A 25,837-nucleotide genomic window follows, 5' to 3' on the forward strand; every position below is an offset into this window, starting at 1 on the left:
TTTTCTAAAATCATATCATAAACTTTTGATTTTAAAGTGTGGTATTTGTGTGAGTGCCACTCTCTTGGAGTGTCGTTAAACATTTTTCTGGAAGGTGATCAAGATCAATCGTTTCACCTCGCGTACTTAAATACAAATCAATGAGAACCGGTAAGTTCACTCCGGTTATTACCGCCTGATTATACTTCTTACTTAAAACCGTGAACACATTACTTGGTGTACCACCAAAAATATCCACCAATGCGATAATTGGACCATCACATTGACTTAAAGTTTCATCAACCTTCTTCATATAGTCTTCAAAAGAGTATTCTGGTAAGAGCGATACTGCATGAACATGCTCCAGTTTACCTGCAATCATTTCCGCCGACTTGATGAGTTCTTCCCCAAAACGACCGTGTGTTCCAATAATAATCGATAAATTACTCATGATGTGTTTCCTTTTCTTTTTCTAAACGTAACGATGCCCCAAGACTTCCTCCTGGATGCCAATTAAGATATGACTCGAGGGTTAGCCCCTTCTTTTCCTGCAACGCTACAGAGAGGCATTGCAGAACCATTATTTCAGCGAGAATCGAATTACGTGGTGCCTTATTTAAGCGATCCCCTTCGGCATCAACTCCTGCAACAAGGCAAACTTCTGAGTGTTTTGATAACCATGAAGCTTTATTTCCGGTACAACTAATGATTCGAGCCCCATTATGTATGAGTGTCTCAATAGTTGCCTTTAATTCTTCCGTTTCACCACTGTTTGAAATCGCAATCACCACATCACCGGGCTTCACTTGTCCCGAAGAACCGTGAACTGCCTCAGTTCCGTGAAGCTCATATGCACTCGTTCCAGTACTGGATAAAAGCGAAGCGGCATAGCCCGCAACATGACCTGGCTTACCAATCCCTGTAACATGAACACGATTTCCGTGTGTCTCTTGTTCAATAATGATTGCAGCTGCTTTCGCAACATCGTTTGTATCAATATCATTGAGATAATTTCCAAATACTTCTTTGGTATTCTCAATAAATTGTGTAATGCTGTCTGTCATTTTATAAAATCTCCAATTCTCTCATTACGATCTCTGTTGATATTTCACATGTGCGAGTTTCTGACTCATAAGTACGTGAAGCCGTATGAGGTGTCAGTAAGAAATTATCCAATGCCAATAATTTTTCATCGTGTTTTGGAGGTTCTACACTAAATACATCAAAACATGCGGAACGAATAACACCTTCATGTAAGGCTTCATAAAGTGCCCCTTCATCCACAATACCTCCACGTGCAGCATTCACAAGACATGCATTGGGTTTCATCATTTTAAATTCTTCTGTCGAAATCATATTGGCTGTATCATCTGTCAAAGGGATGTGTAATGAAATATAATCACATGTTCGCAAGATATCCTCGAATGTAGCAATCTCAGCGTGATATGCTTCAGCGACATCTGTATCTATTGTGAATGCATCAAAAGCTTTAATACTCATACCGAGTCCATGTGCCATATCTGCAACATGTTTCCCAATTGCTCCAAATCCTATAATACCAATTTGTTTGCCGGTAATTTCATAACCTGTTGGTTTATCCCATTTACCCGCTTTACAGTCTCGTACAGTTTCATAAATGTTTTTAGCTTCCGTAAACATCATTGCGATTACGTGCTCTGCTACTGACCTTGAATTAGAACCAATTGTTTTTCCAACATAAATATTACGTTCTTTACATACATCAAGATCGATATTATCCGTACCAACACCAAATTTACAGATTACTTTAAGATGCGGACATTGTTCAATCATTGCTTTGTCCATTCGATCAACTCCGACAATAATTGCATCGGCATCTTTCGCATAAGATACGAATTCTTCGTGGGTATAAGGAATTCCTGTATCATTATAATGAACATCAAGTCCTGCTTTACGCATCCGTTCTACTTCGTGTAAACCTGCTTTTTGAAAACCTCTAGGGGTTATTAAAACTTTCATATATACTCCTTTATGATGAATAATACTTAGACAACCCTATGATTATCTAAGTATTATTTTTTTATAGATTAGATAATTCCAAAGAATGTAAGTGCAATCGCAATAATCATCGTATATGCAATTAAACGTAGGTATTTAGGACCACGTTTTGTAATGTAAAGATACATTGCCATAACTACTGTGAATGGTAAGAGTTTTGGTAAGATTCCATCAAGAATGCTTTGTAAAGCAACTGTTGATGTAGAACTTGTGAATTCAAGAATTGTCTCAACCTTAACAAATGAAGCGGATAAACACCCGATCATAAATAGTCCAACAATACTTGCGATATCAATAACTTTCTTAATCTTACCGGAATGCAAGATTTCAAGTACTGAGTTTTTACCTAATTTGTAACCTTTTTGGAATAAGAACCATGAGAATCCGTATGACCATACAAGATAAATGATTCCTGGAATGAATGCTGCAACAATTGAGCCTTCTAATGCCATTGGCACGAAAATTGCAAGTGGGATTGTAGCAACAATACCTTGGTCAACACTATCACCAATACCAGCCAACGGTCCCATCAATCCAATTTTAAGAGATTGAATAATTTCAGGCGTAATTTCTTTATTACCTAAAGCACGTTGTTCTTCAAGTGAAATGGTAATTCCGTGGATAATACTTCCCCAGTCACAGTTGGTATTAAACATTGTGACATGACGACGCATTGCCTCTTGAAGTTCTTCTGGATCGTCCTTATAGATTTTTCGAAGTACATTGTTTAATGAATAGCCGAACGCAAGAGCTTGCATACGGTCAAAGCTAACTGGAACTTCAACGGCACGGCACCATTTCCACCAAGCGCCAAGAAGGTCTTTCTTTGTAACGATTGTTTGTTTTGCTTCTACTGCTACTTCACTCATGCGATACCTCCTTCTTCATTATTTTGTTTAAATAACGATGTAATCAATGCAAAGCATAGCGCAAAGACTGCTCCTGTTAACATTGAGAATCCTAAGACTGCATACATAAAGAATCCAAGTACAAAGAATGGTAAGTATTGTTTTTTACCCATTACAACAAGGGTTAGCGCGAATCCAAGAGCTGGTAACATCGCACCCGCATTAGCAAGACCGGTCATGAGCCATTGTGGAATTACATTAATAAAGGCTTCAACCACAGAAGGACCAAAGAGTGTTGCGATAAATACCGGTGTGAAATAAAGAACCCCACCTGTTAACCAAGGTAAAAGGAATGAGAAGCGTGAAAGATTATCGTATTCACGTTTTTCAATGTATTCATCTGCTTTTTTATTGTAAAATGAGTTAATTGTACGACGTACATTATTAATAAGAACGCCAAGTACTCCAAATGGAACTGCAATCGCTACAGCGGTTCCAGGGTCTAAGTTATTTACAATTGCGGCAGGAATTGCAATACAGGCAGCAAGGGCTTGATCACTTGGAATATTTCCCCCTGCTTCAATTCCTCCCATGTACATTAATTGAATGGTTGCCCCATAGAGAAGTCCTGTACGAACATCTCCGAATACCAACCCAATAAATACACCGAGTACTACTGGTTTACGGAATGCGAATGAGAAGAAATACTGTGCTCGTCCCATTGATATCCAGTAGATTAAACCAACTAATATCGCTTTAATTACCATATATTTTCTCCTTATAATTTAGCTACTGCTTTTTGTAGTGTTTCAGATGGATAATCAGGAGTCGTTTGTAAATAAATATTAATTCCTGATGCCTCCAACTCGAGTAGTGTATCGGCGTCTGTTCGATCAAGTGTAATAGCATTATTGACAGCCTTACGACCTGGTCCCCCTCCCAGTCCACCGATTTGTACCTCTTCCAATTTTAAACCTGCTTTCACAGCTTTATCTAATTCTTGAACGTTTTTGAAAAGCATCATAACACGACGTTTTTCAAAATCGCCACTTTCTTGTGCTGCAATGGCTTCATCCACAGAAAGAATGCGAATGCCAACTCCTTGAGGAGCAGCCATTTTGAATACTTCTTGCATAAACTCATCGTTTCGCAAATCAGTATCGACGGTTACAATTTCATTTACTTGCATTTGAGGTAGCCAACGTGTGATTACCTGTCCATGAATGAGTCTGAAATCAACCCTTGTTAATACTATGCTCATAACTCTTACCTCCTAAATATATTATAATGTAACCGATTTCATATTCGTATGTGTGTTCATAACAAAAATTGAACGTCCTATTTAGTTCAAAGGAACAAAGATTTAAAAAGACATGTTTATTCATACCATCAACATCTTTTTTAATAAAACAAAAAAACCCGAGTGGGATGTATTAACCGTCGGGTTTTTATTATTATTATTTATTACGTTTGAGATCTACTATCTTACGAATTTGTGCAGCATTTTTAGCAATGTCCTCTGATGAACCTTTTGTGAGTAGTCCACCAAAACCACAAACATCAACACCACAATCCATCCAGGTGCCTAAATTTTCCAAGTTAATACCACCACTTGCTAAGATTGGCATATCTGGAATCGGTGTTTTAAAAACTTGTGCTAACTTAGGTCCATAAAAGTCAGAGATAGGAAATGCCTTGATGAATGTTGCCCCAGCACTCATTGCATCAACAGATTCGGAGAGTGTCGTACATCCAGGTGCATAAGGAATTTGGTATCGATTGCACATCTTTGCAACATCTTCGGAGAAATTCGGTGCAATAATGAATTCAGCACCATTAAGAATTGCATGACGTGCAGTTTCGGAATCTAATACCGTACCCGCACCGACACATAAACGATCACCATATTTTTTCTTTAGTTCATGAATGATCTCCCCAGCATTATTTAGGGTAAAACTCATTTCCATTACTGGAACACCTCCTGCAATACATCCATCCGCAATTTCGCTAGCGCGTTCAATTGTTTCAGCACGTACAATTGCAAGTGCTCCCGTATCATATATACGTTTTGTGATATCTAATTTTTTCATGTGTTTTCACCTCGTACTTTAATCTTACTCCTAATGAAAACGATATCAATTGGATTTAGAGCCAATTATTTCTTGGATTTTTGTGTTGTTGTCTATGCGTGGTTAAAGGAGTCCCTTCTTTCTACATGATTCAACAATCGATAAAAAAAGTACAGAATGTTCGTTCTGTACTTCAAGTCTTAATTAACGCGGTATGCACTATCGCCAGTTCTGATGATCTCTAAAGTAGCATCAAGTGCATATTGAGTCATATTCCGAATGGACGTTTCCGTATAGTATGCACAATGATGGTAGAAAATAACATCTTCATGGTTTAAAAGGCGTAAGAACACTTCATCTTCAATCGTAGCATCCGTGAACTTACCGGGTATATAAGGTGCTTCGTATTCATATACATCCAAAGCCGCCCCCGCAATGATGTTTTGATCCACGGCATCGAGCAAGGCTTCTGTATCCACTAGCGTGCCACGTCCACAGTTAATGAGGTAAGCATCATCGTTCATACGTTCAAACATCACCGCATCAAAAAGATGGTAGTTATCTGCAAAAGCAGGCATGTGTAACGATACAATATCTGCTTGCGCTACCGCTTCTTCAACACTTGCCACAAAGGTAATGACATCCTCAATTCCTTGTTTAGGGTAAGGGTCATAGCCAATAACTTGAGCACCAAAACCTTTAAACAGTTTTGCGACTTCGTATCCTATCTTTCCAACACCAATAATCGCTACCGTTGATTCCCCCATTAGCTTCGCACGAATTTCCGGCATCCAACGGAAATCACGAGCTTCAACCTGACGATCAAGTTTATGGGACCTACGCATCAGTTGTAGGGCGAGCATCAATGTATATTCCGCAATTGATTCGGGGGAATAGTTACCAACATTGGTTACAATAATATTAGCTTCTTGAGCTGCTTTGAGATCGAAAATTTCATAACCTGCAGTACGTTGCGCAATTTGTTTAATCCCTCTCGCTTCCAAAGCTTTAAAGATTTTTGGGTCAAACGTACCCACTTGCGCAACCGTTATACCATCATAGCCACTAACACAATCCACATTGTCCATTGTTAACGACTCTGTACAAAAATCCACAATGACATCATGTTCTTTTGCCCACGCTTCCGCAAAAGGAATACGTTCATCATTCATATTAAAACATAGTATTTTTGTCATAATACCCTCCTATATTGTTGAGATGAAATCTTCATCTTTGATGATTTTAAAGACATCACGCGAAAGTTTATAAGTCCCCCAGCAAATAATGAATGGTAGGACAAAATAAACACTGATAATAATAATGAAATTAATAAGAGGACTGTTTTGTAAATAACCATAAGCAACAATAGGACCAACTAGACCTGCAAAACCGAATCCCGCGGATGCTGGTGTTCCTTGAATGTTTAAAATTGGTGCAAGCATACCAAGCAAACCCGATACAATTGCTACTGGAATCGCAATTTTAATGTTCTTAAAGAAGTTTGGCATCATCGTCTTCACTCCACCTAAGACGATAGAAACCGTAATCCCTTTTTCATTTTTTGCATAGTGGGAACCCATTGCCATAAAGACAACGACTGCAACGAGACCCAAGTTTGCTGCACCAGACCCAATACCGTCTAAGGAGATTGCGAATGCAATTGCGACCACACTAATCGGTGTAAGAATTAGGAGTGCGAAGATAACCGCGATGATAATACTCATTAAGATTGGTTGTAATGTTGTCGCTTCCGCTACAATACTTCCGATTAAGCGTGTGATAGACGAAACGTATGGTAGTGTTAGAAGACCAATTGCTCCTGCCCCGAATCCTACAATACTTGGATAGGCAATTGTGACAAAAGCTTTAACCTTGTCCTTAATTAAGAATACAAGTGCAACAGCAATTCCTGACACGAGCATGGCATTAACGGTGTCACCAATACCAGCAACAATCCAAGCACCATTGACCATCGATACACTGCCACTTCCAATATAAGCAGCAGCTCCGACTGACATGGATGGGATTAAATCAAGATCAAACTGACGTGCTACCCCGATACCAATGAGTACCGGCATTAATAGTTGAATAATTTGAACACATTGTTGTAAAACCGCAAATCCTTCCCAAACTGGAATTAAATTTAAAAACAACTGACCAAAGATTGCATTGGGGATTACCGCAACAATAATTCCACTTGCTGCTCCACCAATAACCTTCATGATAAACTGAAGAATCGAGTTTGATTCTTTACTTCCTTTTTGACTCATGCGTCTCCTCCTGAATTTCGGAACGTGTTCCGTTATTTGTATGCTAACACTCTCACGTTGGTTTTGCAATATCTTGCTATACAATTAACAAACTTATTTTGATTTGATATTGTAGACTTTGTTTAATATAGGAATGAAACAACAATTTTGATATACTATGTGTTAGATAGATGTATAAATTCACAAAGAAAGGAATTTTTACTATGACTGAAAAAAACGAGAAAAGCCCGATTATCGGTAATATTGTGGATGCGTTTGATATCCTGGATTTACTCTCTCAACAGGAAACCTTAGGCATCTCAAGCATTGCTACCGCATTAAACCTCCCCAAAACTAGAGTCTTTCGTATTGTTAAATCATTAGAGCATGTTCATGCCATCAAGCAAGCTGACGATACACGTTATGCATTGGATATGCACATGTTGAAGTATGCGCGCGGTGCACATATCAGCGGCAATATTATTGATGTTGCCGAGCCCTTTATTAAAGAGGCAGTGGAAAAAACGGGAGAGTCCATCAACTTAGGAATGGCTCATAACGACGATCTTGTGATTATTCGACGCGTTCACGGTGAGTACTATCAATTACAAACGCAACTGCGCCCGATTGGTGAACTCTATTGCTCTGGAATGGGAAAAATATTTCTTGCTTACCGTGATGAAGCATCCCTTCGTCAATATTACGAGAATCTTCCCGCACGCACGGTTCATACCATTAATACCTATGATAAGTTTTTAAAAGAGCAACAATCAATCTTGGAAAATAATATCTCTGCAGACCGTGAAGAATTTGAATACGGTTTAAGTTGTTACGCTGTCCCTATCTTTAATAAAGAAGGCATCCCTGAGTATGCACTCAGTATCTCTGGACCTTCAACACGTCTTGAATATAAAAATGTTGAGCACTTACTCGATATTCTAAAACAATGTGCCGAAAAAATACAAAATTCATTTTATATCTAAAAAATAGCAATCAATGATACCACTTCTTAACACACTTATGTATTTGCATTGTTAAAAAAAACACCGCCACAATATTATGGAGGTGTTTTTTTACTTTTTATTATTCATTTACTGATAGAAATCATCTCGTTAAACAAGTTAGCAATTCACTACTTCTGAACGATATACCAGATATCATCCCCTTTAAAACCACATTTCCGATATAGTTGTTCAGGATTATTAGGATTATCAACATTCCCCGATACAGTGACGAAACGGGCATATTTTTTTAAGCGAATCAAGAGTTCGCTGACTACAATAAATCCCAATCCTTGTTTTCGATAGTTTTCACTTACCTGAATCCACTCGATGACACCTTCCTGTGTTTCATTGTCGTACTCAGCGATACCACTCGCTATAATTGCTTGCTTATCTTTATCAATGACTGCAAGCCATAAATCTTCACGATAGACACTCGACTTCAAATACTTTAGTATATCTGCATCACTTATCGTTATGTCATTGTAACAAGTATTAATATGATTTTTAAGTTCTTCAGCAGTAGGCGTGATGATTTCATATCCTTTGGATAGAGATACAGAAGGAATGACCTCTAAGTCATGACAGATTCGAAAGTATCGATCATAGACATGGGTCTTTAAATCAATCGTTTCGATATCTCGCCCATGAATAATATCGACACGGTCTGCGAGTTTATAATAATCTCGTTGTTTTGTTTTCCAACGTGGTAATGATAATGATCCACATGGATTCAATAAATACGCCTGAAGGTCAGAATCTTTTTTTCGTTCTATACTATTCACCATATGAAAGCACTCTCCAATCATCGAGGCATTTAAGCTATAAATTATTTCTATTAAAACTTTTTCTACTTTTTTTATCTTCTTCTATTATAGTCCTTTCTTTAAATAATTCAGAACTAAAATATAATTTTTTATCGTTTTGATGATGAGAAACTTAAATGTTTGATTACTCATCACTCAAAAAAGTGATATTAATAACTCCTAAAATCAATTATAAAAGGACATCGTCTTCTAAAATTCAAAGATAATGTCCTTCTATTTAATCATTCAATTTGTAGTCAAGTAGCTCATACTATTATGGATGTTTTATTGACTATTGTCATATAACATCTCATTAAATAAGCAACTTTTAAATTACTAGCTTCAATTGCTACTCGATACAAAAAGCGCACTCACATCTGGACACTTAATTTCCTCAATTAGATGTCCCGTTTTCAGGTCATAAACATACATACTGTAGTATGGGTTTGATTCATAATTTCCTAAAATAACGAGTCTTTCGCTATCAGATTCATACCAGTGTTGCGACCAATAATGGTACTGCGCTGCGTTACTTATTTCATCTAACTTCACATCTTTGTTTTCCAAAGTATTCAAATTAATTGCTCGTAATTCATGACGTTCACTTTTAATATAGAGTGTATTATTAATAATATGGTTCTGAATATCACTAATAAAGGATGGACCAAATCGTTCGTATTCGGATACAGATTCAATTTCCATGTTTTTGTCAAGAACAATGAGGCGATCTTCAAGATTTTCGGTGTTACCTGGGGTGGGTACATTATCGGCCATATATAAATAGAGATATAACTTCCCTGCATTAGTTATTAATGTCGATGAATAGTGACTCGAATCAATAGAATGCTCCATTTTATCAATCTGTTGATTCTCTGTATTATATCGATAGATATTTCGAACAATACCTCGTTCCGGTTCTTTTCGATTATGGTTATTCTCTGTTAACACATAAATATATTGATCCACAACTACGAGTGACGTTGCTTGGTCATCAATAATATCAAACTGTTTTTCATTGTTCTTATAGATTGTCGTGAGATAATTCATGGGTTCAGGTCTAAATCCTTGGTTATCAATAGAATACAAATCACCTTCATGAAGATAAATTTTTGAGTCGATTGCGTTTAATTGCGGATCAAAATTGTACGCTTCTTCAGTTTGATCTGTTAAACTTCCCTTTATTATTTTTTCTGATGAAACCAAGTAATAATAATTTTTATCCACCTTAACTTTATAATAATTTTCATGGTAATTTTTAGAGCCTAAAAGATTACCATTTTTATCCAGAAACTTAATCTCCGTATTATTAAGTATTTTTAGAGCATCCGGTGCTTTGAGTTTGCGTCGATTATCAGTTCCTAAAACAATAGTTTTAGAATCTTTAAGCACATTTTCCGATTGATTTGAAGAACATCCTGAAATCAAAAGCATAATTAGAATACCACATAGATTTTTTTTCATACTAACTAATACCTTGTTCTCATAAAATAACCGCTATTTAAAATATCTTTTGGTGAAACAAATTTACCTCCACTCGAATCCACATCATAGCCTGGCCATTGATACGCGCACCAAACTAATTGTGAACAATTAACAACGCCATCCCAACATTTCTTATTGTTTAGACTACTATTGTAAGGTAACTCCACCAATCGCTCGGCACCCTTTAGTGCGCCTCTTTTCGCATCAAAAGATCCAGTAAACGCTAAGTATGTATCATGTAAATTGACGATAAGCCCACTATTTTCTCGACTGATTTTTCTTGATAGCTGGCCTCTACCAGGAGCCTCAATAATCGTATCAGAATCTCCAAAAAAACCTACATGTCCGTGGTTCCATCCTGAACTCACCGCTTGAATAAAATATGCATTTCCAAAAGAAGCAGGTGGTAATAAATATCCCGACTTTTCACGAGGCGTAGACCGCTTAATTCTGGACTGAGACTCATTTCCATTCTCCTCACCGGATTGTTCTATTTCTTTATAAAATACATCCACCATTTCTTCAAGTTCTAAACTGTATTCATTTGCGGCATCAATCATTTGATCCGTCATTTCTTCCTCAGATACATTCATCATCCTCGAAAATTTTCGAATCTTGTCATGTGTATCTTGATTAGATGCTGCATCTATTGTTTGACTCATCGACAACATCAACGTGCAGACAAAAATAAATAGACTCATAATTTTAAATGCTTTCATAACATTCCCCCTCTTATAAAAAAATAGTAACAAAAGAATAAATGAGAAGCAAAATAATTCTAAGCCACTTAAGCACGCGTTGTAATCTTTTTTTAATTATCTAAAAATCAAATAATTTTGATTGGGCTATAATAACTTCAATATATTTTGTCATGACTTAAACAATATATTCTTTAAAAAGATTAGCTGCTATTTTATAATTTATAATACTTAAAAATCTTATTGATATACTGAATACCTGTTCCAGTCACAATCATTGAAAGAGTAGCAATACCCCTAAATTTAGATGACTTAAAAATCGAATTCTCTTTTAAACTTGTTTCACCCAATACATTCATAGGAACCGCACCATAAAGTTCAGTTTCTACATCAATTCCTTCTGCCGGAATCTCTGTAAAGGTCTCCTCATAATATTTCTGCAGAGGAGCTCTTAATTCTTCAACTTTGTATATTTGTCCATTTTTTATACCTTCAATTTCGACAAAACCCCCAATATTTTTATAGAAAGGAATAATTTCGTCAGTTTCTGTAGAATATACAAATGCTAAATCGGGTCGCAAGCCAGTTCGTACATATGCAATATTTTCAGGATTAAGATTATTTTCACTTATATATTTTTCAACATAGTCCAGATCAATTGAAAGTGTACCGCTATCTGTAAGTTCGAAATTTGTTAGAATAAAGTTTCCATCTATTTCTTGAAAATTTGCAATTTGATTTGTTTCTGTCAACGACTCAAATCCGATTGAAGAATCATCTAAATTGATAGTTTCTTTTTCTAAAATTGCAATAACTATGTCTCTGTCCAACATAAGTAGTTTTATCATTTTTCCACTCAGCGGACTTATAACTGGCGCTTCGTCAAGACTTTTACCCCTTGCTTCATCCATAAACGATTCAAAAAAGGTTAGACTCTCTTCAACAGCAACCTCATCTTCAAATTTTACACTGATTTTGTCAGTTGAAGTATTTCTTCCACCGTCAGCATATAAGCCTGTTATTGAAGCTGAAAAAATAATCGCCCCCACAAGCAAAACAGTAGTTGTTTTTAAATAATAATTCCTACTCTTTTCCATAATTTCCCCTTCTCTTATGTACAATTCATCTCATATTCACAGAGTATCATTAATCTCTTATGAAAATCAACATTGTGTTTTTCTTCATAAACTTAACAATGGAAATAATCTTATACTTTAATTACCAACTATTTTTGTAGGTATTATCAAATTTATTTAATATTACCTCGTTCCACTTTGAATTAAAAATAATCATCGGAAAATAAAGACTTTTAAATGCAGTGTTGGTATCTTCTTTTCTTTTCAACTAAAGCATTGTCTCAGTATTCTTTATCACGTTTTCATTAAATATATTAATACACTTATTTATCTTCTATTTAATTACCCAATCGCTAAGACGATATCCATTTTGCCCTGGTCATCCATATAATATCTATAATAAATCTTACTAATGATAAAAAGCATGTAATTATTAAAGAGATGGGTTACACTTCTTTTAAAATTACTTCTTTAATCTATAACTATTAATTATTATAAATCTCAATAAACAAAAAAACCACTCAATGAGTGGTTTGTCTTTTCGGTTTAAATGGTGGCCCCAGTCAGAATCGAACTGACGACACACGGAGCTTCAATCCGTTGCTCTACCGACTGAGCTACAGGGCCATTGGTTGCGGGGGCCGGATTTGAACCGACGACCTCCGGGTTATGAGCCCGACGAGCTACCAGTCTGCTCTACCCCGCGATATGTTTAATGCTATGTCATTATAGCATAACTGGTATATAATGCAACCTTATTTCGTAAAGAAATATTATGGCGGAGGAGGGGAGATTCGAACTCCCGCACGCTCTCACGTCTGCTGGTTTTCAAGACCAGTCCCTTCAGCCACTTGGGTACTCCTCCATAGAGTGATTTGCATTTTAATGTAAAATAATTCCGATGATCCTAAGTGTCATATTGGTGGACCCTGTAGGACTCGAACCTACGACCAACCGGTTATGAGCCGGTAGCTCTAACCAACTGAGCTAAGGGTCCGCTACATCGGTATTACGCTTTTCAAAATAGAAATGGTAGCGGGTGTGAGATTCGAACTCGCGACCTTCCGGGTATGAACCGGACGCTCTAGCCAACTGAGCTAACCCGCCATAGGAATATTTAATTTTTAAAATAAAATTGGTCGGGATGACAGGATTCGAACCTGCGACCCCCTGGTCCCAAACCAGGTGCACTACCAAGCTGTGCTACATCCCGAAAAATTGGCGCGCCCGACAGAAGTCGAATCCATAACCTCTTGAGCCGTAATCAAGTGCTCTATCCAGTTGAGCTACGGGCGCATATACATCGATTTAAATAGAACTCCATTAATAAAGTAATGGTGGGGATGAAGGGACTTGAACCCATACGAAGTTGCCTTCAACGGATTTTAAGTCCGTTGCGTCTACCAATTCCGCCACATCCCCATTTATTGGAGGTTCCTATCGGATTTGAACCGATGATCACAGAGTTGCAGTCTATTGCCTTACCACTTGGCTAAGGAACCATTAACTGTGTCGCGATACTTCAACTTGACGTTTGTCTTTGTTGTTGTTGTCGTTTCTCACTGTGCTTTTACATTATACATCATCAGTATAGAAATGCAACACTTAAAATGCAAAATAATACATTTTTTTTTAAAATCATTTAATTGTTCCTTTAATTCAACAAAAAGGGCCTTTTCAGCCCTTTTTAATGCGTTTTTTGCTATTTTGTTGCTTTTATTCTTTGCCAATAATCGGAGAGTTTTACTTTCATTGCTTGATCGTAAAAGAATTCCTCGTCCTTACCATATTCGGTTCGTGTGACATAAGAATCGATTCCGTTGAAGGCTCCGTCTTCTCCAGTTACATCATCAATCACGGATTGGATTGGACTGGTATATCCAATTTCTTCAGTAATTCGTTTCGAGACATCCTCAGAAATCATAAAATCAATCCATTTATGTGCTAAATCAGGATTGGGTGCATCTTCAGGAATCACCATTGCATCCACCCATGTGTTTGTTCCCTCTAATGGCGAATAATAGTCCATATCCGGATTTTCGAGTAAAATTGCATTTGCATCGCCCGAATACATAACCGCCATATCCTTGGCACCACCAATCATCTGGTCAATGATTTCATCCGTACCATAAATTGGATCCATCGTTTGTTTCATCGTGATCAACCAATCATTAGCTTTTTGAAGTTCATCATCATCGGTAGTATTCATTGAAAACCCTTGAGCTTTTAAAGCAATCATGAAAGCATCACGTTCTGAATCATAAAAGAAAAGTTTACCTTTATACTTTTCATTCATTAAAATATTCCAACCTTGTGTTTCAAGGTCCTTGCGATCTACTGTATTTTTATTATAGAGAATTCCTACATTCCCCCAGAAATATGGAACTGAGTATTCATTGTCAGGGTCCATATGACGTCCTTTAAGACTTGGAATAATGTTTTCGTAGTTAGGAATCTTACTGTGGTCAATCTTTTGTAGGAGCCCTTCTTCACGCATACGTTGCGTCGTATAGTCGGAAGGAACAATTACATCAAATTTTGATCCGTCTTGAAGTTTGTTATACATTTGTTCATTCGACAAAAACTTTTCATAAATTACGCGTACATTATATTTTTTTTCAAATTCCGGAATTAATGATTCATCAATATATTCACCCCAGTTATAGACACGGAGTTCTTCCTTGGGTTCCTTACTGCTACATCCTGCAAGAATGAGCAAGGATGCAAAAAGTGTTATTAATATTTTCTTCATGAGACAGCCACCTTTCTTTTTCTGCGTTTGAGTAATGGAAGTACATTTATAATAATTAAAACAACCGTAATAATCACAACAATAATCGTTGAAAGTGCATTAACTGTTGGGTTAATTCGTTTCGCCATTTGATAAACAAGGATTGAAATATTACTTACCCCATTCCCTGTTGCGAAATACGAGATTACAAAGTCATCAAATGACATTGTAAAGGCAATTAAGGCTCCTGAGATAATTGCAGGAGTAAGTTGAGGTAAGATAACCTTACGGAGTGCTACTGTTGGCGTAGCCCCTAAATCCATCGCAGCGTCCGCTAAACTTGGATCAAGCGACTTCAATTTTGGTAAAACTGTAAGGATAACATATGGCGTACAGAATGTTATGTGCGCCACAAGCATGGTTCCAAATCCCTTTTGTAAATCTTTCACCGAGGCAAATAGAAGCATAAAACTGATTGCCGTTACGATTTCAGGATTGAGAACTGGAAAATTATTAATCGTAAGAATCGATTTCTTAAAAATTTTCTTATGTTTGCTTAACCCAATCGCGGTCATGGTACCCACCACCGTTGCCACAACGGTAGTAATGAGGGCAACTAAGAGTGATGTACGCACTGAGTCGGTAATGTAATTACTTTGTGACAGCTTTCCATACCATTTGGTTGAAAAACCCGACCACGACGTCAATGAGCGGGAATCATTAAAGGAAAAGACCATCATTACTAATATGGGGCCGTAGAAGAAAATCAGCATGAGGATGATACCTAAAGGACCAATCCAACGGTTTTTTTCTTTCATTAGAGTTTCCCTCCTTTTGGTTTAGACTCATCGTATTCACGATCATATTTATTCGCAAAATGCATCGAGAGCATAATAAGGACAGCCATGATGAGTGAAATGGCACTCCCAAAGTTATAATCTCCAATACCAATAAATTGATTTTCAATTAAGTTACCAATCAATACATAACTTCCACCACCTAAGAATTGTGGAATGACGAAAGTTGATAAAGAAGGTAAGAATACGAGGGTAATCCCCGAAATTACACCCGAAAGAGATAAGGGGAATACAATCTTACGAAATGTTTCGAATCGATTCGCACCGAGATCATAACTGGCCTCAATGAGTGATTCATCCATTTTCGCTAAAACATTATAGATTTGTATAATCATAAAAGGTAGGAAGTTATAAACCATCCCCAAAATAACCGCAAAATCCGTATACATCATCTTAAGGGGTGCAATTCCAAAGAGTGCGAGGAAACTGTTAATCAATCCTTTATCGGAAAGAATACTTATCCAAGCGTAAGTACGCACTAACATATTAATCCACATAGGGATGGTAACAAGTAAAATTAAAAGCGTCTGCATGCGTTCTGATCGTCTAGAAATAAAATATGCGAGAGGATATCCCACGAGAAGACAGATGATGGTTGTGATGCCTGCAATTTTAAATGAATCCAAAAGGACTTTTAAGAATACAGGATCAAAGAATTTTTTAAAGTTCACAAGACTAAACTGGAATGGAATCATTTGATTCCCTACGGTCGTGAATGCGTAAAACACAATGAGAAGCATTGGCACGACAATAAATATTGACATCCAAACTACATAGGGAATAACCAGTGGTCTATATTTCTTCATTAATAAGACTCCATGGTATACATGACATGGATATCTTCAGGGAAGAAATGGATGCCAACTTCTTTACCCTCTTCCGAATTATCCGTTGTATGAATAATAAAATCACGGTGCTCCGTCTTTACAACAATTTCATAGTGAACGCCTTTAAAGAGAATAGACTCCACAACACCGGTAAGTTTGCCCAGTTCTACATCCACGATATCAATGTCTTCTGGACGAATTACGATATCGACGGCTTCGTTATCCGAGAAACCCCCATCAACACATTCAAATTGAATTCCGTCAAATTCTACCAAACGATCTTCAATCATAGTGCCTTCGATAATGTTTGAATCCCCGATAAATGTTGCGACAAAGCGATTTTCCGGTTCATTATAAATATCCATCGGTTTACCGATTTGTTGAATTTCACCTTCATTCATCACGACGATTTTATCTGACATCGTCAATGCTTCTTCTTGATCATGAGTCACATAGACAAAGGTAATCCCTACATTTTCTTGGATTTCTTTAAGTTCTCGTTGCATTTCTTTTCGCATTTTAAGGTCTAAAGCGCCTAAAGGCTCATCCAATAAAAGCACCATCGGCTCATTGACCAACGCACGCGCAATTGCAACACGCTGTTGTTGTCCACCCGATAACAAAGTCACAGGACGATGTTCAAATCCAATCAAACCAACAAGCTTCAACATCTTCTCAACTTTTTGTTTGATAATGTCTTCATTAGTTTTTTTAATTCGAAGTCCAAAAGCGATGTTATCATAAACATCCATATGGGGGAATAATGCATAGCGTTGGAATACTGTATTAATCTCACGTTTATAGGGGGCAAGTTTTGAAATTTCGATTCCTTCAAAATAAACCTCGCCCGAACTTTGCTCTAAAAATCCTCCCAAGATTCTTAGAAGTGTCGTTTTTCCACAGCCTGAAGGCCCTAATAAAGTCACAAACTCATTCTCAAAGATATCTAAGTTTATTCCTTTCAAGACAAGTTGATCTTCAAAGCTCTTCACAATATTTGTAAATTGAATTAATGCTTCCATATTCTTCCTCCTTAAAATATAGGTGGTGTACACACCCAAATAATACGTGCTCGCTGCTGATGCTCATTCACGAGTTCGTGGTCACGATTTCCTTTAATGTAAAAAGTTTGACCTTTAGACACCGTAATCGTTTCGTCGCCATACCTTAATGATACCTTACCTTGCAACACATAGCCAAATTCTTCCCCTTCATGAGGCAAAATTTCATTAGATTTTCCCCCAGGCTCCAATTCAAGGAGGATGGGCTCCATTTCATTTTTTTGTGCATTCGGCACAATCCAATGAATCGTCGATTCATTCCGTTCATCAATAAAATAATCATCAGCTGTAAAGACGACTTGTTCTGCCGACTCTTCTTTGAAGAAAACAGATAAATTTGTCCCCAATGCTTCCACAATATCGTTAAGCGTCGCAATTGAGGGTGACGTCAAGTCATTTTCAAGTTGTGATAAAAACCCTTTGGTCAACTCACTGCGGCTCGCTAGTTCTTCTAAGGTCAGACCATTTTTAGTTCGCAACTGTTTCAGTCGTTTTCCAATTTCCATAGCGCCTCCCTTGTTTAGTGTTGGTAAACTTTTATATTAGTAAGTATAAACACAAACTAATTATACATAATGGTTTCTAAATTGCAATCAAATTAAATAAAAAAGTAAAAATAAAAAGACCAACACATAGTTGGTCTTTACACTTTTAATTTTAATGATCCTATTGAGCAGAACGGATAAATTTTTCTAATTCTGGTTTTGGTAAGAATCCAGTCTTACGTCCTACAGGTTTTCCATCTTTGAATAAGATTAAAGTAGGAATTGACATTACGTCAAAACGTTGTGCTAATTCACCTTCCTCATCGACATTCACTTTTAAGATCGTTGCTTCATCAGCCATAGAAGTTGAAAGTTCGGATAAGATTGGAGCGATCATCTTACATGGTCCACACCAGTTAGCATAAAAATCAATAAGTACTACGCCTTCTTTAACGGCTTCATTGAAATCATTTTTTGTTATATTTTTCATTTTATAGTGTCCTCCTGTTTGCTTTGATATTATATCACAAGTATTTCATATGTGCCTTAATATGCTCAAAGAGCATTTGGTACACGTAATTTTAGTTTTCCTTCAAGTACACGCGCATGAATGGTTGAGTATTCAAAGACTTCACCATCACATCCAAGTGCTACAGTTCGATCACATTCAATCTTGATTTCTCGAGCTTTATAACTTGTCACGACATCAAGGTCGAGATGTTCGCCTTTATAATACATCGGCATCAATTTAGGAATTCGTTTCTGAGGCACATCTTCAACGATGCAAACATCTAAGAAACCATCATCAATAACAGCCTTGGGCGCACTTTGAAAACCATTGCCGTACCAACGTCCATTCATAACAGATATAAGGAGTGCATGATGGTTTTTCTTCAAACCATCTGCTTCAACGATACATTGAATTGGTTTTTTACGAACGAGTTCAATGATTGCATAATAAACATAGATTAGTTTACGTGGGAACCATGTCTTTCGTACTGCATTCACATCACGGTTAACTTCAGAATCAACCCCCATATTCATACAGTTTAGAAAACGGTGACCGTTTGCTTCTCCGACATCAACGTGTCGCACAGAGCCATTGATCGTATCTTCTAATATTTTTTCCAATGGATGATCATATGCAATCATACGCCAGAAGTCATTTCCGGTTCCTACAGGGATGATTGCTAATTGAACATCAAAATCCAAACCATTTAAGATTTCATGGGCTGTTCCGTCGCCCCCTACAGAGTAAAGGATAACGTCATTCCCATGATATTCTTCCGCAATTTTTTGGGCATGATCGGGATATTCCGTATAACGCAATTCATAGTTATCTTCTTTGTCTTTAAAGTTATTGTCAATCCATGCTTCGACATCTTTGTAGCGTCCAACGCCTGATGTCGGATTGATGATAAATACGTGTTTCATGATTTCAACCTCAATTCACATATGTTTATTATGGTACAGATGACCAAATAATACAAGAATGAAAGCCCCTATTTTCATAGAGGCCTCACGTTTTGTAAGTATTATAACGATTTAAATTTGATTTAGATACTGTTGTGCACAGCTTATTCGCCTTTTTCTGCTTCGCTTTGGCTATCCGAATTATCAGATTCAATTCTTACTGACACGACAATATTACGATGCTCACCAGTATATAACCCAGCTCGAATACTTTGTGATTCAATAATTGCGTTCGTATCTCCGGATGGAATGGCTTCGATGGTAAAACCATGTCCATTTCCCCAAGCAATCGCATCCGCAACCGTATCACCGATAAAATCAGGAATGGTGATACCTTTTGGTTCTTCAACCTCAGACTTCACAACAATCGTTAGTTCAATATAGCCTTGTTTCTGGTGATAATCACCTGGCTCTACACTTTGGTAAATGACCTGACCATCACTGTAATAGTCACGATAAGAATCAGAATTTTGATCAATCTCATTGAAGACAACGGTAACCCCATTATTGCGTGCCCAACCAATAATTTCACTACGCGACATTGATGTTAGGTCAGGGACGATATTAGAATTTTCTTTGTCTTTTTCTGTTTCGGTCTCATCGAGACGTTTCGGTACAACATCGCCTGGATAATAAAGCCCGTCAACATTTTGATTTGGACTAAAGAGTGCTGAACGGTAAGGTTTGGATTGTTTAAATCCAAAGGTCTTAACATTTAAAAGATCCGCATCATGTTTAAGGTTGTCACTAATAACATCGCGTGCTACTTGAACGTCACGCATATATGGATGCGATACATATTTCCCATTGTATCCATCATCAATTATTTCTCCTTCACCTTGAAGCTGTGTCGAAACAATTCTGAAGGTATTATAAGGTGATACCGGTGACTTCTCAATATTTTGAAGGGCATAACCCATCAGTGACGTAATGTCATTGATGGAAATATTCATTTGAATATTATCCTTCGCCGCATCAAGAACGTTGACTAATGTATTCACATTACGCGTACTTAGAATTTGATTTGCAAGTTCTTTAATGACATATTGTTGGTTCATTTGACGTACATAATCACCGCCGGTAAAGGCATAGCGTTCACGTGCAAAGGTAATAACCTGTTTTCCATCCATTTTTTGTTTTCCAGCTGGAATCCAAATTTCATGGAATTCAGTTGGGTCTTCTTCTTTAGGAAGAGATCCACCAAAGGCAATTGGCGATTCCAATTCCAAACCACCAAGTGTATCGACAATCTTTACAAGTGCATAGAAATCTGTTTCAAAATAGAAATCAATATCAACATCCATAAAATTTTCAATCGAGTCAAGTAAACACTGACGGCTGAAAGCACGGGCGTGGGTAATTTTATCTGGATAGTCATTTTGACATGCTATCGGTAAATATGAATCACGCGGAATACTCGTCATGGTTATTTTTAACGTCTCAGGGTTAAAGGATGCAAGAATGATGGAATCCGCAAGTTCTTCATTGACTCCAATCATCAACATCGTAAACGGTTCTTTCAGGACATCTTTATCATTCACCGTTTCTTTACTTTTAATATTAAATGAGAACATTGCTTTCGAATGCTCTATAGGGTTGCGTTCTTCCGTCTCAAGTCTTTTTGATAACGAGCTGAAATTTTTCGGTACCACTGCAAATTGAATCTTATCATTCAAACTGGCAACTAAGAGATCGTCATAGGATTTATACTTTATATAATCTACCGTGCGCGATTCTTTTGCCACATTTTTCTTTACCGCATCTTCAAATTCTGGCGTTGTTTCCACATACCCCAAGGTACTATGGTTAAGGTCTTCTTTTTTCGCATCTTTTTTAAAACTGATAACTGAAAACTCTTTATTCTCTTGCCCCGACTCATTAATCATTTGGTTGGCAATTGCGTTCGTTTTAAAAGTGTAATAGGAACCGACTGTTCCGACTACTAACATAAAGATTCCAAAGACTGCCACCGCTTTACGAAAGAATCGGATACGCTTCGCATAACCTAATAAAAAGAATAGATTTAGGATTAAGACAAGTAATACAACGATTGTAATCCCAAGTGTAAAATATTTACTGTGTAAATTTACGTAACGTCCGATTACAAATAATAATGCGATATAGATTACATTCACAACTACGGTAATCAACAACCCGAAAATAGGTCGATGAATCAATGAGGCTTTCCGTTGCACTGGAACTTTAGTTTGTTGTTTCTTTAATTTGCCCATCGTCAACCTCCATAATAGAATACAATCCATCTTCATCTTGTGTTACATAAATATCTGCTTTTTGTTGAAATTCAGAAACATTCAAAACATCGGAATCTTTATATTTCCAAGAAATCGAAACACGATAAACGGGAATCGTTCGTTCCACATCATGCGTGATTGTGTTAACCGTTCCATCTTCTTGCGTTACAAGTTCATCCTCTTGCTCAACTAAGATCAACTTATCTTTCTTTGCAGTCGCCTTAGAAGAAACTACTTCAAGTGTTTGCTCCAATTGTCCTTTTTCTTTATAGTAGCGCATGTCATTATAGAACGTATCCAGCGCTTGTCCATAAACCCAGTCAAGATCTTTATTGATGTACTGCATGCCACCCACATCATTAAAACGTAATTTGTTTGTCCATGTATAAAAATCTGCGACAAAATTTTGTGCAATTAATTCTGATACTACTTTGTCATCACGAGGATTTTCTTTTAGTTTTGATGTCAGTTCCTGGTACAGTTCTTTTTGGTACTCTGTTGCATTTTTACGCAATGAATAAAAACTGTTTTCACTGATGGTTCCACCATCAATACTTGTTTTTGATTGATAGGCTTTATACGCAAAAAATCCACCTACACTCAGGGTTGTAAGCGAAAGAATTAAAATAAAAATGGTTAGACCTTTGCTGTGCTGTTTCATATTTTTCACATCCTCTATTTATTCTATCATAAAATGTTCAAACAAATTTATCAATTCACGACATGAAAATCCCATATTTTAATATGTTTGGTGGTATAATTTCATTACATATGACTGGAGGAACCCATGAAAACTTTAATAATTTCAGATATACACGGAAGCATCAACCGTTTAAATGATGTCTTAGCCACACCATTGCCTTATGATCGTGTATTGCTGGTTGGTGATCTTATGTATCACGGACCTCGAAATCCAATTCTCGATGATTATAATCCAAAAGCTGTTGCAAAGCGTCTAAACCAACTTACATGTCCAATCATCGCAGTACGCGGAAATTGCGATAGTGAAGTCGATCAAATGCTCTGCGAATTTTCGATGATGCAGGATTATACACTTATGGAGTGGAATGATTTGAGTATTATGGTCACACACGGACATCTTTTCAATCCTGAGCTCGAAGGTCCCCGACAAAAAGTTGATCTTTTTATTTCAGGCCATACACATGTTCCGGTCTTAAAAAAGATTGATCAAACAACAATCTATAATCCCGGTTCAATTGCTCTCCCTAAAGAAAACCATCCTAATACATACGGCTATCTTGACGGTCATACAATCACTACCTATACGCTTGAACACACGATTTATATGCAAGCGGTTGTTTAATAAAAAACCTTGATTGCACTCAGTTTATGAGGACAATCAAGGTTTTTTTATTTATTAACAATTTTTAAGTGGATGGCTGTTACGCCTTCATTATAAAATCCAGGTTTAACATCTTGTTCCAATACTTGATTATTAACATACTCCTGTTTAAATTCCAGGGAATCCGGTTTAATCACATCAAACGTTACAGCTACATGATGCTTCTGTGCCCATGATTTAATTTCTGATTGAGATAGACCGTTAAAATCCAACACATCAACTGCTTGTGGATTGCGCTCACTTGGTTTAAGTACTGTAAGCAGTGGCCCGGTATCTTCAGAATTTTCCGGGGAAATCAAATCCGTTTGATAGGGTTTATCGTAGGTAAACGTAAAATCATATTCATTTCGCAAATCTGCATCCGCCTTAAGGTTATCAAGTATTACCTTTTTAGCTTGGAAATACTGATTTTCAAATGGCATCGCATACCATACACCGTTAATAACGGTACCTTCGCCAGCGATTTGAGTTTGAACTACTCTGAATGTCGACATGGGATCTACCGGGGAACGATCAATACTTTGAAGGGCATAGCCCATAAGTTTTGATACCGTTTCAATCGGAAGAGTCATCGTAATGTTTTTCTTTGCAGAATCCAAAACATTTATAATGGTATTTGGATTTCGCGTTTCTAGAATTTTATTGGCCATTTCCTTAATGACATATTGTTGATTGACTTGACGGTCGAAATCTCCATTCGACATATTTTCAATACGACGTTCACGAGCGAACGTCACAACTTGCTTCCCGTTAAGAAGATGTTTCCCTTCGGGTATGGTTACACCTTCCATAATCGGTTCACCATAATCATCATATTGTTTTTCCAGTGGAAAAGAGCCCGCAAAAGTCGTTGGACTTTCAATTTCCAAACCACCTAATGCATCAACCATATTTTCCAAAGCATAAAAATCCGTTTCAAATACAAAATCCACCTTAACACCCAAATAGTTTTCCACGGTATCAACCATACATTGTGAACTAATTCCATGAGCGTGGTTTATTTTATCATAAGATTCGTTAGGATAACATGCGATTGGAACGTAAGAGTCACGTGCTATGCTGGTCATCGTTACTTTTAGTGTTTCTGGATTAAAGGAAGCTAGAATGATTGAATCCGCTAAGTCATCATTCAATCCCAACATCAACATTGTAAACGGTTCTTTAATCACATCTACATCTTTATTCGACTGTTTTGTTAACGCTGTGGTAAACGTAAATAACTCTTTTGATTGCTCAAATGGATGGGCATCTTCAGGCAATTGTTGCGCTAAAGTATGATAGTTTGCCGGTAGGACCGCAAACTCGATTTTATCTGCATCAACAGCACTCAAAAGTTCACGGTAATTATCATATTTTTGAAATACGACATTTTGTGCTCTGTCTGCAATTTTTTTCTTAACAGCAGACTCAATTTCCGGTTCATTCATGGGTGCATAAGCGATTGTTTTTTCATCCAATGTTTCTTCGCCCCCAAAACTCACAACACTAAACTGCCGCTCTTCTTGTTTATTGATAATCGATTTGGTGATTGCATTGGTCTTAATCGCATAATAGGACCCTACACTGCCAATAAGAATCCATATGATACTAAGTGTTAAAAAGCAATAACGCGCCGCTGTATAGGCTTTTAAATAGCCGAAAATATAGAGTATATTTAATAATAAAATAAATACCAGAATTCCCAAGATTCCCAGTGCAAAATAGCGGCCATGAATCGATGCAAAACGCCCCAAATAAATAATAAGCATCAGGGGTAAAACATTCGCAAGGACCAAGGCAAAGGTACCAATCACGACTTTAGATTTAGGCAGGTTCTTTTTCACTTGTCTGCTGTGTTCCATTTGACACCTCCACAATTGAATACATATCATCATGCTTCACGACCGTTATTACCGCTTTATCTTGGTAATGATTCGTATCCAGCATGGATGACGGTTGATAGGTCCAAGATGTTTGGACTTGGAATGCAGGGACTTCTTCATCATTAAGCATAAATTTTGTTGCTTTGGCTTCTGTCTGAACATCCATCACTTCCAGCGTATCTTGAATCTGATCTTTCTCAATATATACGCGCATATCATTGTAGAAGCGATCCAATGCTTGATCGTAAACCCATACACGAACATCAGGATGAAGGTACTGGATACCACCCACGTCGTTCATCTTTACTTTATTAGTCCAAGTATAAAAGTCGGCAACAAAGTTCTTCACAATTAATTCAGATACTTCTGCATCAGAGCCCGCATCGATTGCAACCAATGCTTCATACACTTCTTTTTGATAATCAGTTGCATTATTACGCAGTGTATACTGACTGTGGCTTGAAGTCACTGTCTTTGTAAGACTCTCTTGATAGGTTTGCCATGCCCGAACTGCATAAACACCACATATACTTAATGTTACAATGGACAAACTTGTAACAATAATGAGTAATATTTTATTGTTTTTTTCCATAAATACACATTCCTTTACCTTGATTAGAATAATGCGAAACCTTTGCAAAGTCAATTATTCATTACAGTTCACGCATTCTCACATGTTTT

Annotated in this window: 26 protein-coding genes and 9 tRNA genes; 2 read left to right on the forward strand and 33 right to left on the reverse strand. The window is 37.1% G+C overall.

Translation table 11 applies throughout. The features are described 5' to 3' along the window. Positions 1-31: 31 nt before the first annotated feature. From B096_RS0107795 to B096_RS0107835, 9 genes are all read right to left on the reverse strand, one after another. Positions 32-430: a PTS sugar transporter subunit IIA gene (locus B096_RS0107795; RefSeq protein WP_018580180.1), complete on the reverse strand. Its 399-nt coding sequence runs from the start codon at positions 428-430 to the stop codon at positions 32-34. Further along, complete coding sequence (locus B096_RS0107800; protein WP_018580181.1) at positions 423-1,043, reverse strand: SIS domain-containing protein; 621 nt, start codon at positions 1,041-1,043, stop codon at positions 423-425. Before B096_RS0107800 ends, B096_RS0107795 begins: the two co-directional genes overlap by 8 nt. 1 nt (position 1,044) lies before the next feature. Beyond that, positions 1,045-1,977 carry a phosphoglycerate dehydrogenase gene (locus tag B096_RS0107805; protein WP_018580182.1) on the reverse strand — a complete coding sequence of 311 codons (933 nt, stop codon included), beginning with the start codon at positions 1,975-1,977 and terminating at the stop codon, positions 1,045-1,047. 68 nt (positions 1,978-2,045) lie between these two features. Further along, on the reverse strand, positions 2,046-2,885 hold the full coding sequence (locus B096_RS0107810; RefSeq protein WP_018580183.1) for a PTS system mannose/fructose/sorbose family transporter subunit IID: 840 nt from the start codon (positions 2,883-2,885) through the stop codon (positions 2,046-2,048). Further along, positions 2,882-3,631 carry a PTS mannose/fructose/sorbose/N-acetylgalactosamine transporter subunit IIC gene (locus tag B096_RS0107815; RefSeq protein WP_018580184.1) on the reverse strand — a complete coding sequence of 250 codons (750 nt, stop codon included), beginning with the start codon at positions 3,629-3,631 and terminating at the stop codon, positions 2,882-2,884. The genes B096_RS0107810 and B096_RS0107815 overlap by 4 nt, the downstream gene beginning before the upstream one ends. Before the next feature lie 11 nt (positions 3,632-3,642). After that, positions 3,643-4,125 carry a PTS sugar transporter subunit IIB gene (locus B096_RS0107820; RefSeq protein ID WP_018580185.1) on the reverse strand — a complete coding sequence of 161 codons (483 nt, stop codon included), beginning with the start codon at positions 4,123-4,125 and terminating at the stop codon, positions 3,643-3,645. Between the two features lie 196 nt (positions 4,126-4,321). Further along, positions 4,322-4,954, reverse strand: coding sequence for a beta/alpha barrel domain-containing protein (locus B096_RS0107825; protein ID WP_018580186.1), 633 nt, complete (start codon positions 4,952-4,954; stop codon positions 4,322-4,324). A gap of 179 nt (positions 4,955-5,133) precedes the next feature. Then, positions 5,134-6,129: a D-2-hydroxyacid dehydrogenase gene (locus B096_RS0107830; RefSeq protein WP_018580187.1), complete on the reverse strand. Its 996-nt coding sequence runs from the start codon at positions 6,127-6,129 to the stop codon at positions 5,134-5,136. Between the two features lie 9 nt (positions 6,130-6,138). After that, on the reverse strand, positions 6,139-7,203 hold the full coding sequence (locus tag B096_RS0107835; protein WP_018580188.1) for a PTS sugar transporter subunit IIC: 1,065 nt from the start codon (positions 7,201-7,203) through the stop codon (positions 6,139-6,141). A gap of 203 nt (positions 7,204-7,406) precedes the next feature. Here B096_RS0107835 and B096_RS0107840 point away from each other — a divergent pair, with 203 nt between their 5' ends. Then, positions 7,407-8,165 (forward strand): IclR family transcriptional regulator, encoded by a 759-nt coding sequence (locus B096_RS0107840; protein ID WP_018580189.1) that lies wholly within the window; start codon positions 7,407-7,409, stop codon positions 8,163-8,165. Positions 8,166-8,314: 149 nt separating this feature from the next. On the opposite strand, the gene B096_RS0107845 is transcribed toward B096_RS0107840, so the two are convergent. From B096_RS0107845 to B096_RS0107950, 22 genes are all read right to left on the reverse strand, one after another. Continuing rightward, entirely contained in the window at positions 8,315-8,971 is a 657-nt protein-coding gene (locus B096_RS0107845; RefSeq protein ID WP_018580190.1) for a GNAT family N-acetyltransferase, read from the reverse strand. A gap of 360 nt (positions 8,972-9,331) precedes the next feature. After that, positions 9,332-10,450 carry a hypothetical protein gene (locus tag B096_RS0107850; RefSeq protein WP_026254160.1) on the reverse strand — a complete coding sequence of 373 codons (1,119 nt, stop codon included), beginning with the start codon at positions 10,448-10,450 and terminating at the stop codon, positions 9,332-9,334. A 5-nt stretch (positions 10,451-10,455) separates the two neighbouring features. Next, positions 10,456-11,190 carry a hypothetical protein gene (locus B096_RS0107855; RefSeq protein ID WP_018580192.1) on the reverse strand — a complete coding sequence of 245 codons (735 nt, stop codon included), beginning with the start codon at positions 11,188-11,190 and terminating at the stop codon, positions 10,456-10,458. Between the two features lie 194 nt (positions 11,191-11,384). Further along, positions 11,385-12,266: a hypothetical protein gene (locus B096_RS0107860; protein ID WP_018580193.1), complete on the reverse strand. Its 882-nt coding sequence runs from the start codon at positions 12,264-12,266 to the stop codon at positions 11,385-11,387. Between the two features lie 530 nt (positions 12,267-12,796). Next, positions 12,797-12,872, reverse strand: a tRNA-Phe gene (locus B096_RS0107865). Positions 12,873-12,874: 2 nt separating this feature from the next. Continuing rightward, positions 12,875-12,951, reverse strand: a tRNA-Met gene (locus B096_RS0107870). A gap of 70 nt (positions 12,952-13,021) precedes the next feature. Further along, positions 13,022-13,110: transfer RNA gene (locus B096_RS0107875), tRNA-Ser, on the reverse strand. A 55-nt stretch (positions 13,111-13,165) separates the two neighbouring features. Then, positions 13,166-13,242: transfer RNA gene (locus tag B096_RS0107880), tRNA-Ile, on the reverse strand. Between the two features lie 33 nt (positions 13,243-13,275). Continuing rightward, positions 13,276-13,352 (reverse strand) — tRNA-Met (locus B096_RS0107885). A 29-nt stretch (positions 13,353-13,381) separates the two neighbouring features. After that, positions 13,382-13,458, reverse strand: a tRNA-Pro gene (locus B096_RS0107890). A gap of 6 nt (positions 13,459-13,464) precedes the next feature. After that, positions 13,465-13,541: transfer RNA gene (locus tag B096_RS0107895), tRNA-Arg, on the reverse strand. 39 nt (positions 13,542-13,580) lie between these two features. Beyond that, positions 13,581-13,667 (reverse strand) — tRNA-Leu (locus tag B096_RS0107900). Positions 13,668-13,673: 6 nt separating this feature from the next. Continuing rightward, positions 13,674-13,747 (reverse strand) — tRNA-Cys (locus tag B096_RS0107905). A 200-nt stretch (positions 13,748-13,947) separates the two neighbouring features. Further along, positions 13,948-14,997, reverse strand: coding sequence for an ABC transporter substrate-binding protein (locus B096_RS0107910; RefSeq protein ID WP_026254161.1), 1,050 nt, complete (start codon positions 14,995-14,997; stop codon positions 13,948-13,950). Then, positions 14,994-15,794, reverse strand: a complete 801-nt coding sequence (locus tag B096_RS0107915; RefSeq protein ID WP_026254162.1) for an ABC transporter permease — start codon at positions 15,792-15,794, stop codon at positions 14,994-14,996. The genes B096_RS0107910 and B096_RS0107915 overlap by 4 nt, the downstream gene beginning before the upstream one ends. Next, the gene (locus B096_RS0107920; protein WP_018580194.1) at positions 15,794-16,639 is read right to left on the reverse strand and encodes an ABC transporter permease; all 846 of its coding nucleotides are present in this window, start codon (positions 16,637-16,639) and stop codon (positions 15,794-15,796) included. Before B096_RS0107920 ends, B096_RS0107915 begins: the two co-directional genes overlap by 1 nt. Then, positions 16,639-17,682, reverse strand: a complete 1,044-nt coding sequence (gene potA, locus B096_RS0107925) for a spermidine/putrescine ABC transporter ATP-binding protein (RefSeq protein WP_018580195.1) — start codon at positions 17,680-17,682, stop codon at positions 16,639-16,641. Before potA ends, B096_RS0107920 begins: the two co-directional genes overlap by 1 nt. Before the next feature lie 11 nt (positions 17,683-17,693). Beyond that, positions 17,694-18,227: a helix-turn-helix domain-containing protein gene (locus B096_RS0107930; protein WP_018580196.1), complete on the reverse strand. Its 534-nt coding sequence runs from the start codon at positions 18,225-18,227 to the stop codon at positions 17,694-17,696. A gap of 160 nt (positions 18,228-18,387) precedes the next feature. Continuing rightward, positions 18,388-18,696: a thioredoxin gene (gene trxA, locus B096_RS0107935; RefSeq protein ID WP_018580197.1), complete on the reverse strand. Its 309-nt coding sequence runs from the start codon at positions 18,694-18,696 to the stop codon at positions 18,388-18,390. Positions 18,697-18,761: 65 nt separating this feature from the next. Beyond that, on the reverse strand, positions 18,762-19,640 hold the full coding sequence (locus B096_RS0107940; protein WP_018580198.1) for a diacylglycerol/lipid kinase family protein: 879 nt from the start codon (positions 19,638-19,640) through the stop codon (positions 18,762-18,764). Positions 19,641-19,783: 143 nt separating this feature from the next. Next, on the reverse strand, positions 19,784-21,910 hold the full coding sequence (locus B096_RS0107945; protein WP_018580199.1) for an LCP family glycopolymer transferase: 2,127 nt from the start codon (positions 21,908-21,910) through the stop codon (positions 19,784-19,786). After that, positions 21,882-22,592, reverse strand: a complete 711-nt coding sequence (locus B096_RS0107950; RefSeq protein WP_018580200.1) for a hypothetical protein — start codon at positions 22,590-22,592, stop codon at positions 21,882-21,884. Before B096_RS0107950 ends, B096_RS0107945 begins: the two co-directional genes overlap by 29 nt. A gap of 126 nt (positions 22,593-22,718) precedes the next feature. Between B096_RS0107950 and yfcE the strand changes: the two genes are divergently transcribed. Next, a complete protein-coding gene (gene yfcE / locus B096_RS0107955) occupies positions 22,719-23,255 on the forward strand; it encodes a phosphodiesterase (protein WP_018580201.1) in 537 nt (178 codons plus the stop codon). A gap of 47 nt (positions 23,256-23,302) precedes the next feature. Here yfcE and B096_RS0107960 read toward each other — a convergent pair whose 3' ends face one another. Both B096_RS0107960 and B096_RS0107965 read right to left on the reverse strand, forming a co-directional pair. Continuing rightward, complete coding sequence (locus B096_RS0107960) at positions 23,303-25,135, reverse strand: LCP family protein (protein WP_018580202.1); 1,833 nt, start codon at positions 25,133-25,135, stop codon at positions 23,303-23,305. Continuing rightward, positions 25,098-25,748, reverse strand: a complete 651-nt coding sequence (locus B096_RS0107965) for a hypothetical protein (protein ID WP_018580203.1) — start codon at positions 25,746-25,748, stop codon at positions 25,098-25,100. The genes B096_RS0107960 and B096_RS0107965 overlap by 38 nt, the downstream gene beginning before the upstream one ends. Positions 25,749-25,837: the final 89 nt, after the last annotated feature.

Origin of the sequence: Erysipelothrix tonsillarum DSM 14972 (genome assembly GCF_000373785.1) — a bacterium.
In the GTDB taxonomy this organism is placed as follows: domain Bacteria; phylum Bacillota_I; class Bacilli_A; order Erysipelotrichales; family Erysipelotrichaceae; genus Erysipelothrix; species Erysipelothrix tonsillarum.